This window comes from Pseudomonas sp. GM74 (assembly GCF_000282455.1).
Taxonomy (GTDB): domain Bacteria; phylum Pseudomonadota; class Gammaproteobacteria; order Pseudomonadales; family Pseudomonadaceae; genus Aquipseudomonas.
Genome location: NZ_AKJG01000043.1, coordinates 48,117 through 58,151 on the forward strand (window position 1 = coordinate 48,117; position 10,035 = coordinate 58,151).

9 protein-coding genes are annotated in these 10,035 nt (G+C 61.5%); 4 read left to right on the plus strand and 5 right to left on the minus strand.

The annotated features are described in order from the left end of the window. Positions 1 to 39 precede the first annotated feature (39 nt). From PMI34_RS19415 to PMI34_RS19395, 5 genes are read right to left on the minus strand one after another with little or no spacing between them, the layout of a single operon-like run. The gene (locus PMI34_RS19415; RefSeq protein WP_008048335.1) at positions 40 to 879 is read right to left on the minus strand and encodes a helix-turn-helix transcriptional regulator; all 840 of its coding nucleotides are present in this window, start codon (positions 877 to 879) and stop codon (positions 40 to 42) included. A 3-nt stretch (positions 880 to 882) separates the two neighbouring features. Then, positions 883 to 1,881 (minus strand): hydrolase, encoded by a 999-nt coding sequence (locus PMI34_RS19410; RefSeq protein WP_008048340.1) that lies wholly within the window; start codon positions 1,879 to 1,881, stop codon positions 883 to 885. Between the two features lie 56 nt (positions 1,882 to 1,937). Then, the gene (gene rsmD / locus PMI34_RS19405; RefSeq protein ID WP_008048343.1) at positions 1,938 to 2,546 is read right to left on the minus strand and encodes a 16S rRNA (guanine(966)-N(2))-methyltransferase RsmD; all 609 of its coding nucleotides are present in this window, start codon (positions 2,544 to 2,546) and stop codon (positions 1,938 to 1,940) included. Next, positions 2,546 to 4,036 (minus strand): M16 family metallopeptidase, encoded by a 1,491-nt coding sequence (locus tag PMI34_RS19400; protein ID WP_008048344.1) that lies wholly within the window; start codon positions 4,034 to 4,036, stop codon positions 2,546 to 2,548. The genes rsmD and PMI34_RS19400 overlap by 1 nt, the downstream gene beginning before the upstream one ends. Continuing rightward, positions 4,029 to 5,384 (minus strand): M16 family metallopeptidase, encoded by a 1,356-nt coding sequence (locus PMI34_RS19395; protein WP_008048346.1) that lies wholly within the window; start codon positions 5,382 to 5,384, stop codon positions 4,029 to 4,031. Before PMI34_RS19395 ends, PMI34_RS19400 begins: the two co-directional genes overlap by 8 nt. A gap of 343 nt (positions 5,385 to 5,727) precedes the next feature. Between PMI34_RS19395 and ftsY the strand changes: the two genes are divergently transcribed. The 4 genes from ftsY to rpoH all read left to right on the plus strand — a co-directional run bounded on the left by ftsY (position 5,728) and on the right by rpoH (position 9,913). Next, entirely contained in the window at positions 5,728 to 7,251 is a 1,524-nt protein-coding gene (gene ftsY / locus PMI34_RS19390) for a signal recognition particle-docking protein FtsY (RefSeq protein ID WP_008048348.1), read from the plus strand. Then, positions 7,248 to 7,919 carry a cell division ATP-binding protein FtsE gene (gene ftsE / locus PMI34_RS19385; RefSeq protein ID WP_007975383.1) on the plus strand — a complete coding sequence of 224 codons (672 nt, stop codon included), beginning with the start codon at positions 7,248 to 7,250 and terminating at the stop codon, positions 7,917 to 7,919. The genes ftsY and ftsE overlap by 4 nt, the downstream gene beginning before the upstream one ends. Further along, positions 7,916 to 8,938, plus strand: a complete 1,023-nt coding sequence (ftsX, locus tag PMI34_RS19380; protein ID WP_008048349.1) for a permease-like cell division protein FtsX — start codon at positions 7,916 to 7,918, stop codon at positions 8,936 to 8,938. Before ftsE ends, ftsX begins: the two co-directional genes overlap by 4 nt. A 120-nt stretch (positions 8,939 to 9,058) precedes the next feature. Next, on the plus strand, positions 9,059 to 9,913 hold the full coding sequence (rpoH, locus tag PMI34_RS19375; RefSeq protein WP_007975386.1) for an RNA polymerase sigma factor RpoH: 855 nt from the start codon (positions 9,059 to 9,061) through the stop codon (positions 9,911 to 9,913). Positions 9,914 to 10,035 lie beyond the last annotated feature (122 nt).

Genomic DNA, 10,035 nt, shown 5'->3' on the forward strand with positions numbered 1-10,035 from the left:
TGGGAGCAAGCCCGCTCCCACAATTGTTTTTCGTCGTCATCAAGGTCCGGGTGGCTGCCGGGCACTGCGATACGCCCCCGGTCCAACCCCATACACCTGCTTGAACTGCCGGCTCAGATGGCTCTGGTCGGCAAACCCCAGTTGCATCGCGACTTCCAGCGGCAGACAACCACTTTGCAGCAAGGCCCGCGCCCGGGCGATGCGCCGTTGCATCAGCCAGGTGTGCGGCGGCATGCCGGTGGCCCGGCGGAACACCCGGGCGAAATGGAATGGCGAGAGATTGACCGCCGCCGCCAGCGCCTCCAGCGAGGGCGGTGCTGCCAGTTGCGCGTGCAGCAATTCCTTGGCCAGGCTCACGGCCCGGTGTTCCTTGCCAGGTTTGCCGGCATCGGGCACCGCCGCATGACGCTGCAACAGCGACAGCACCAGTTCGCGCCAGACCGTTTGTTGCTGCAATGCGCTGGCGGGGCTTTCCAGCAAGCGGTGAAGTTGGCAGAAACCGTTCACCAGGTCCTGATCGCGATACAGCGTGGCGCCGAAGGCCGGCAAGTGATGGGTCGGCAGTTCGAGTTCGGCCAGCAGCGAGGTTATCTGCCCGCTGTCGGGATAAAACGCCCGGTACAGCCAGCCATCCTCGGTGCCTTTGTGGCCAGTGTGCAGTTCATCGGGGTTGATCAGCACCAGCGTGCCGCTACCCGCCAGGTGCTCGGCGCCGCGATAGCGATAACGCTGGGCGCCGGCCATGATCATGCCGATCACATAGCCGTCATGCACATGTGGGGCGAAACGATGGTCGATGTAGCGGGCGGACAACAACTCGACCCCGGCCAGCGGCGGGGTTTGCCAGAAGTGGATTGACTCGCCTTGGTCGGCATCCATGATTCAAGCGCGTCCTGTGGTGGCCAGCCACTCGGGGATGCGCCGCTCCAGGTAATAACCCGGTTGCCTGAGCGTGCCATCGACAAAGCCGACATGTCCGCCCTTGGCTTGCAGTTCGAATTGCGTGCAAGCGGACAGTTCATCGACATGCGGCAGGCTGTGGGGAAACACGAAGGGGTCGTCGGCGGCCTGGATCATCAAGGTCGGCGTGCGAATTTCGCCAAGGAAATAGCGGCTGGAGGCGCGGCGATAGTAATCCTCGGCATCGGCGAAACCGTGCAGTGGTGCGGTGACGCGGCCGTCGAAATCCCAGAACGTGCGTATGTTTTCCAATGACCCGAGGGCCGCCAGGGCTGCCAGGCCGTCCTCGCGTCCGTCGTGCTGGAACTGTCGCTGTTTGTTCTTGATGTAGGCGACCATCTCGCGCATGAAATGCGCCTGGTAAACCTTGGAGAAGCCCTGGCCGATACGGTCGGCGCACTGGTCCAGGCGGAACGGCACCGACACCGCCACCGCGCCCATCAAGTCGCTGTCGCTGCCGGTTTCGCCCAAATGCTTGAGCAGGACATTACCGCCCAGGGAGTAACCCACCGCATACAGTGGCGCCAGAGGTCGTTTGGCCCGCAAGTGCCTGATGGTTTCGGCCAGGTCTTCGCTGGCGCCGGAATGGTAGCTGCGCGGCAACAGGTTGGGTTCGCCCGAACAACCGCGCCAGTTCAGCGCGACGCTGGCCCAGCCTCGGTCGCTCAAGGCTTTTTGCATGCCGGCCACGTAAGGCGAATTCGACGAACCGGTGAGCCCGTGCAACACCAGCACCAAGGGTGCGTCGGCGCTGTGCGGGCCGTGCCAGTCGAGGTCGAGAAAATCGCCGTCCTCAAGCCAAAGACGTTCGCGTTCGCGGCCGATGTGCACGGTTTTACGCCACAGCGGCCCCCACAAGGTTTGCAAGTGCGGGTTACCGAGGCCGAAGGCTGGGGTGAAGCGTACTGGCGGATGGGGCACGTTCTTTCTCGATGCAGTGGTGCGTAGCGGGTACGCACCTTTTTCAGGCCGGTAGATTAACCGGCGATCTCTGCCATACGTTGCCACAACGAGTAGTAGACGCGCCCGGATTTCTGCTCCCGGTGCAGGCGCCAGTTCTCCGGCAGGCCCAAGGTCGACGGTGCCGACTCGCTTTCGGTGTACACCCAGGCGTCTTCGGCCAGCCATTGGCGCTCTTCGAGCAACTTGCAAACGGCGGGCAGCAGGTTCTGGTTGAACGGCGGGTCGAGGAACACCAGGTCGTAGGCTATTGCAGTCTGGGTTTCCAGGTAGCGCAGGGCATCGGCGGTCTGGACCTGGCCGTTGGTGCAGCGCAATGTGCCCAGGTGCTCTTTCAGGCTGGATACCGCGATACTGCTGGCGTCCAGCGCCTGGCCCATGGCCGCGCCACGGGACAAGGCTTCGAGGAACAGTGCGCCGCTGCCGGTGAACGGGTCGAGCACTTTGGCGCCCGGAACGTAAGGTGCGAGCCAGTTGAACAGGGTTTCACGCACGCGGTCCGGCGTCGGACGCAGGCCCGGGGCGTCGGGGAAGCTCAGCTTCCGGCTGCGCCATTCGCCGCCGATGATGCGCAGCTGGTTCACGCCGTTATGGACGTTTTTGGCGGGTTTTTTAGGATGGGCCATTAATGCTCCGGAACCCCGAGCGGCTGCTCGGAAGGTTTATCAGTAGGGGCCGGTAACGGCTTTTGCGGCACGGTCGGGCCAGCGCTGACGATGACCATCTTGTCCGTGCTCAGGTGTTTGTTCATGGCGGCTTTGACCTGCTCGACGGTCAAGGCCTGGGATTGTTGCATGAAGTCTTCCAGGTGGCTCAACGGCAAGTTGTAAAAACCGATGGCGCCCAGTTGGCCGACGATATCGGCGTTGCTGGCAGTGGACAGCGGGAAGCTGCCGGCCAGTTCGCGCTTGGCGTCGTCGAGCTCTTTTTCGGTCGGGCCGGTTTTAAGGTAGTCGGCCAGCACATCCTGCACCAGTTTCAGGGTGCCCTCGCTCATCTCGGCGCGGGTCTGCAGGTTGATCATGAACGGGCCACGCACCTGCATCGGCGTGAAGCCCGAATACACGCCGTAGGTCAGGCCACGCTTCTCGCGCACTTCGCTCATCAAGCGGGTGCCGAAGCCGCCGCCACCGAGAATCTGGTTACCCATGGACAACGCCGCGTAGTCCGGGTCGTCGCGGTCGATGCCCAGTTGCGCGAGCATCAGGTTGGTCTGCTTGGACGGGAACTCGATATGGCCGACGCTGGCCTTGGGCTCGACGGGTTGCGCGATTTTCGCCAAGGCCGGACCTTTGGGCAAGGCACTGGAAACCTGTGCGGCAATCGCCTCGGCTTCCGCGCGGGACAGGTCGCCGACCAGCGCGATCACCACGTTACCGGCGGCGTAGGCTTTCTCGTGGAAAGCACGCAGTTGTACCTGGGTGATCGCCGGTACGGTTTTCGCCGTGCCGTCGCTGGCGTGTGCGTACGGGTGATCACCGTACAGGCGGTTCATCAGTTCCAGGCTCGCCAGTTTGCCCGGGTTCTGTTTCTGGTATTCGAAACCGGCGAGCATCTGGTTCTTGATGCGGGCCAGTGAATCGGCAGGGAAAGTCGGCTTGCCGATGACTTCAGCGAACAGCTTCAGGGCCGGCTCGCGCTTGTCCTTGGCACTCAGGCTGCGCAGCGTTGCGATTGCCATATCCTTATAAGCGCCATTGCCGAAATCGGCGCCCAGGCCTTCGAAGCCCTGGGCAATGGCGCCGACGTCTTTGCCGGCCACGCCTTCGTTGAGCATGGCGTTGGTCAACACCGCCACGCCCGGTGCATCGCCGTCCTGGCTGCTGCCGGCGGCGAAGATCAGGCGCATGTCGAACATCGGCAACTCATGGGCTTCGACAAACAGCACCTTGGTGCCTTCGGCGGTGTTCCAGGTCTGCACGTCCAGCTTGCGGTGTTCCGGTGCCTTGCCGTTGAGCTCGGTCAGCGATTGCAGTTTCTGGCTGGCCCTGGCCTTGTCCAGGGCTTCGCTGGCATTGGTTTCACCAGAGCGCGACAAATAGAACGCGGCGGAGCCGATAACGGCGACGGCGACCAGGCCGATCAGGGCCAGGCGGGAGGGTTTACGCTCACTCATGAGTCGTCTCCAGAGGCAGTACATGGGCGACGCTGAGACGTTCGCGGGTGAAATACAGCTTGGCGGCTTTCTGGATATCTTCCGGCGTGACGCTTTCCAGGTCGGCCAGTTCGGTGTCCATCAGTTTCCATGACAGGCCGACGGTTTCCAGTTGGCCGATGGCCGTGGCTTGACTGGTGATCGAGTCGCGTTCGAAGACCAGGCCGGCGATGACTTGCGCGCGTACGCGTTCCAGTTCTTCGGCGGTTGGCGCCGTGGTTTTCAACTGGTCGAGCAGCTTCCACAAACCGGCTTGCGCCTGGGCGACGGTCTTGTGTTTCTGCGAGTTTGGCGATGCCGACAGGGTGAAGAGGCTGTCGCCACGGGTGTAGGCGTCGTAACTCGACGAGCCCCCGGATACCAACTCTTCGCCGCGCTCCAGTTGCGTCGGGATGCGTCCGCTGTAGCCGCCGTCGAGCAGTGCCGAGATCAGGCGCAGGGCATTGACCAGGCGCTTGTCTTCGGCGGTGGCGATGCTCGGCACGTTGAAGGCCAGCATCAGGCTAGGCAGTTGGGTCTGCACGTGCAGGGTGATCTGGCGCTCGCCTGGCTCGGCCAGTTCCAGCGGTTTTTTCGCGGCGGGCACTTCACGCTTGGCGATCGGGCCGAAGTAGCGTTGGGCCAGGGTTTTGACTTCGTCCGGAGTGACATCGCCAACCACCACCAGCGTGGCGTTGTTGGGCACGTACCAGGTTTCGTACCAGTGGCGCAGCTCTTCGACTTTCATCCGCTCAAGGTCGGCCATCCAGCCGATGGTCGGCGTGTGGTAGCCGCTGGCCGGGTAGGCCATGGCCTTGAAGCGTTCGTAGGCCTTGGACATCGGCTTGTCGTCTGTACGCAGGCGACGTTCTTCCTTGATGACCTCGATTTCCTTGGTGAACTCGTCGGGCGGCAGACGCAGGCTGGCCATGCGGTCGGCTTCCAGCTCGAAGGCCACGCCCAGGCGATCCCGGGCCAGTACCTGGTAGTACGCGGTGAAGTCGTCGCTGGTGAAGGCGTTCTCTTCGGCGCCGAGGTCGCGCAGGATCAGCGAGGCTTCGCCGGGGCCGACTTTCTCGCTGCCCTTGAACATCATGTGTTCCAGGGCGTGGGACAGGCCGGTATTGCCCGGCGTCTCGTAGCTGGAACCGACCTTGTACCAGATCTGGGAAACCACCACGGGCGCACGATGGTCTTCGCGCACGACCACCTTCAAGCCATTGTCGAGAGTGAATTCGTGGGTGGGTTGCGGGTCGGCAGCCAGGACTGAAAGGGGCAGGCAAACTGTGCTGAGCAGCAGGCCTGCGGCGCGGCGGGCAAGAGCATTCATTCGTTTTCAAACCTTTGGGGCTGCCCGCTTGTTCTTAGCGTCAGCGGGCGAGAGGGTGCTAGGATACTGATCCGTTTTAGCGGCGGCCACGCCTATCAGGCACGCATGTTTGATCAGGTTGTATGGGTTTGCGACGGAATGTGGATATTTATCAGCTAAACTCCGCTTTTTCGCCGATTTTGCCGCATCTGTCCCGTGTGAAATCGTTTCCTTGAGGTGGTGTTGTCCACCTCGACAAAATGTTGCGCGTGAACAAGCTGCGTCAATCGCAGTCTGTTCTGCATCGAATTTTTATTTGCCGAGGCGCCATTGGCGCGTCGCTACCGTGAGATAGCCGTCCTCCATGTTTGGTTCCAACGACGACAAGAAGACCCCAGCTGCGGCTGGCGAGAAGAAAAGCCTGTTCGGATGGCTGCGCAAAAAGCCGCAGGAACCCGTCGTCGAACAGCCACAAGCCATTCCTGAGCCAGCGCCGACGCCGGTTCCGGTAATAGAAGAAGCGCCCGCGCCGGTTGTTCTGCCGGTTGCCGAGCCGTTGCTGCAGCCCAAGGTTGAAGCCGCTCCCGAACCTGTCAGCGAAATCGTCACCGAACAGCCGCTGGCACCGACGGCCGAACCGTGGTTGACCCTGCCGGTAGCCGAAGAGCCCGTGGCGTTTGTCGAAAATGACCTGGCCCCCCACGTGACCCCGCCGATTCCGGCCCCGGCAGCGTTTACGCCTGCACCGGTTCTTGCGCCTGTGGTCGAGGCGATTGTTGAACCAGTCGTCGTGGCCGAGCCTGTTCCCGTTGTCAGCCAGCCAGAGGTTCCGGTATTCGTTGCTCCGGTTGCTCCGGTTGCTCCGGTTGCTCAAGCACCGGCACCCGCTCCGACTCCTGCACCGATCGCGACGCCCGTCGAAACCCCGGTAGAACCCGTACGCACCGAAGAAACCAAAGCCGGTTTCTTCGCCCGCCTCAAGCAGGGCCTGTCCAAGACCAGCGCCAGTATCGGCGAAGGCATGGCCAGCCTGTTCCTGGGCAAAAAGGTTATTGACGACGAACTGCTCGAGGACCTCGAGACCCGATTGCTGACCGCCGACGTCGGCGTCGAAGCCACGTCGGTGATCATTCAGCGCCTGACCCAGAAGGTCGCCCGCAAGGAACTGGCCGATTCCGATGCGCTTTACAAATCCCTGCAAGCCGAGCTGGCAGCGATGCTCAAGCCTGTCGAGCAGCCGCTGAAAATCATCTCCCAGAACAAGCCGTTCGTGATTCTGGTGGTCGGCGTCAACGGTGCCGGCAAGACCACCACCATCGGCAAGCTGGCGAAGAAACTGCAGCTGGAAGGCAAGAAAGTCATGCTCGCCGCCGGCGACACCTTCCGTGCAGCGGCGGTGGAGCAATTGCAGGTATGGGGCGAGCGCAACAAGATCCCGGTGATCGCGCAGCACACTGGCGCCGACTCGGCCTCGGTGATCTTCGATGCCGTACAGGCCGCCAAGGCCCGTGGCATCGATGTGTTGATCGCCGACACCGCCGGCCGCCTGCACACCAAAGACAACCTGATGGAAGAGCTGAAAAAGGTTCGCCGGGTGATCGGCAAGCTCGACGCCGACGCCCCACACGAAGTGTTGTTGGTGCTTGACGCCGGCACCGGCCAGAACGCCATCAACCAGGCCAAGCAATTCAACCAGACCGTCGAACTGACCGGCCTGGCGCTGACCAAGCTCGACGGCACCGCCAAGGGCGGGGTGATTTTCGCCCTGGCCAAGCAATTCGGCCTGCCGATCCGCTACATTGGCGTCGGCGAAGGCATCGACGATTTGCGTACCTTTGAAGCAGAACCCTTTGTCCAGGCATTGTTTGCCGAGCGGGAGCGTTCATGATTCGTTTCGAACAGGTCGGTAAGCGCTACCCGAACGGTCACGTCGGCTTGCATGAGCTGAGCTTTCGAGTCCGTCGTGGCGAATTCTTGTTTGTCACCGGCCATTCCGGCGCCGGTAAATCCACACTGTTGCGCCTGTTACTTGCGATGGAACGCCCGACCAGCGGCAAGTTGCTGCTCGCCGGGCAAGACCTGAGCACCATCAGCAACGCGCAGATTCCTTTCTTGCGCCGGCAGATCGGCGTGGTGTTCCAGAATCACCAGTTGCTGTTCGATCGCACGGTGTTCAATAACGTCGCGTTGCCTTTGCAGATCCTGGGCCTGTCCAAGGCCGAGATCGCCAAGCGCGTGGACTCGGCACTGGAGCGCGTGGCGCTGTCGGATAAAACCGATCTGTACCCGGGCGACCTGTCCACCGGTCAGCAGCAGCGCGTCGGCATCGCCCGCGCCATCGTTCACCGTCCGGCCTTGCTGCTGGCGGATGAGCCGACCGGTAACCTCGACCCGCGCCTGGCCGCCGAGATCATGGGTGTGTTCGAAGACATCAATCGCCTGGGTACCAGCGTGCTGATCGCCAGTCACGACCTGGCCCTGATCGCCCGCATGCGCCATCGCATGCTGACACTGCAACGCGGTCGATTGATCGGTGACGGGGAGGCCGCGGTATGAGTGCAACACGTAGCCCCAAGGTTTCCGAGCGTGTGGCCCCGAAGGCCGCCGATCCGCAGCCGCAAAAGAAAAAACGCGACGATGACGACGGGCCGGACTTTGCCACGTTGTTCCGCGCCTGGATCGAAAGTCATCGCGCCAGTCTGGTGGACAGCCTGCGCCGCTTGGGCAAGCAGCCCATCGGCAGTTTTTTCACCTGCATGGTGATGGCGGTGGCCCTGAGTTTGCCCATGGGGCTGTCACTTCTGCTAAGTAACGTCGAGCGCCTGGGCGGCTCCTGGCAGCGCGCGGCGCAGATTTCCCTGTATCTGGATCTTGAGGCCAAGCCGGCCGAAGGTGAATCGCTGCGCGATCAGATCAAGGGCATGCCTGGCGTCGCCGAGGCCGAATACGTTGGCCGCGAGCAGGCGCTGGAAGAGTTCCAGCAACAATCCGGGCTGGGCGAGGCGCTCAAGGAGTTACCGGAGAACCCGCTGCCGGGCGTGGTCCTGGTGACGCCGAACGAAGTCGACAAGTCGGCCCTTGAAGCATTAAGACAAAAACTATCCGAGCTGCCGAAGGTACAACAGGCGCAACTTGATTTAGTCTGGGTCGAGCGTCTGGCAGCCATCCTCAAGCTGGGTGATCGATTCGTCTTCGGTCTGACCGTGCTTCTGGTTTCTGCATTACTTTTGGTGATAGGCAATACCATTCGTCTTCATATTGAAAACCGCCGCACAGAGATAGAAGTGATTAAACTGGTTGGCGGCACTGACAGCTATGTACGCAGGCCCTTTCTGTATATGGGCGCGCTGTATGGCTTCGGTGCGGGGATTCTGTCCTGGGGCGTACTGGCGTTCGGCCTTGATTGGCTGAACGACGCGGTGGTGGGGCTGGCCGGTTTGTACGGCAGTGATTTTGCGCTGGCTGGAGTGCCAGTTGCCGACGGTCTGTCTCTCTTGCTTGGCGCGGTGCTGTTGGGGTATATCGGTGCATGGATTGCAGTCGCACGCCACCTGAGGGAGCTTGCGCCTAAGTAGTATCATTTTGCTCGTATTGACCTTTCAGCGTTTTTGGGTTTTAGGGAACTTGTCTTTCGGTTTCCGGTCAATTTTCGCAGTGCTGAACTGCACGAGTTTGTAAGTCGGAGGTTTTTTCGTATGACCAATTCTTTGCAACCTGCATATGCTCTGGTCCCGGGTGCGAACCTGGAGGCCTATGTGCACACCGTCAACAGCATTCCATTGCTGTCGCCGGAGCAGGAGCGTGAACTGGCCGAGAGTCTCTATTATGAGCAGGATTTGGGGGCGGCTCGGCAGATGGTGCTCGCCCACCTGCGTTTTGTCGTACATATCGCCCGTAGCTATTCCGGCTACGGCCTGGCCCAGGCTGACCTGATCCAGGAAGGCAACGTCGGCCTGATGAAGGCCGTGAAGCGCTTCAACCCGGAAATGGGCGTGCGCCTGGTGTCTTTTGCCGTGCACTGGATCAAGGCGGAAATCCACGAGTTCATCCTGCGCAACTGGCGCATCGTGAAAGTCGCGACCACCAAGGCCCAGCGCAAGTTGTTCTTCAATCTGCGCAGCCAGAAGAAGCGTCTGGCCTGGCTGAACAACGAGGAAGTCCACCGTGTGGCGGAAAGCCTGGGTGTGGAGCCTCGGGAAGTGCGCGAGATGGAAAGCCGCCTGACTGGCCATGACATGGCCTTCGACCCGGCTGCCGAAGCGGACGACGACAGTGCTTTCCAGTCGCCGGCCAACTATCTGGAAGACCACCGGTACGACCCGGCCCGTCAACTGGAAGACGCTGACTGGAGCGACAACTCCAACCACAACCTGCATGAAGCGCTGGAAGTGCTGGACGACCGCAGCCGTGACATCCTCTACCAGCGTTGGCTGGCGGAAGAAAAAGCCACGCTGCACGACCTGGCGCAGAAGTACAACGTGTCGGCCGAGCGTATTCGCCAACTCGAGAAGAGCGCGATGAACAAACTCAAGTTGTCGATCGCTGCGTAACTGGCGAGCAGGCAATAAAAAACGCCCCGATCATTGATCCTGTGGGAGCGAGCTTGCTCGCGATGAGGCCCGAACATTCAATATAAAAGTTGAATGTCAGGCCGTCATCGCGGGCAAGCCCG

Bases quoted from the DNA above. Each gene is read 5' to 3' on its own strand.
- PMI34_RS19415 (WP_008048335.1), bottom strand. From the start codon at position 879: ATGGATGCCGACCAAGGCGAGTCAATCCACTTCTGGCAAACCCCGCCG.
- rsmD (WP_008048343.1), bottom strand. From the start codon at position 2,546: ATGGCCCATCCTAAAAAACCCGCCAAAAACGTCCATAACGGCGTGAAC.
- PMI34_RS19400 (WP_008048344.1), bottom strand. From the start codon at position 4,036: ATGAGTGAGCGTAAACCCTCCCGCCTGGCCCTGATCGGCCTGGTCGCC.
- PMI34_RS19395 (WP_008048346.1), bottom strand. From the start codon at position 5,384: ATGAATGCTCTTGCCCGCCGCGCCGCAGGCCTGCTGCTCAGCACAGTT.
- ftsY (WP_008048348.1), top strand. From the start codon at position 5,728: ATGTTTGGTTCCAACGACGACAAGAAGACCCCAGCTGCGGCTGGCGAG.
- ftsE (WP_007975383.1), top strand. From the start codon at position 7,248: ATGATTCGTTTCGAACAGGTCGGTAAGCGCTACCCGAACGGTCACGTC.
- ftsX (WP_008048349.1), top strand. From the start codon at position 7,916: ATGAGTGCAACACGTAGCCCCAAGGTTTCCGAGCGTGTGGCCCCGAAG.
- rpoH (WP_007975386.1), top strand. From the start codon at position 9,059: ATGACCAATTCTTTGCAACCTGCATATGCTCTGGTCCCGGGTGCGAAC.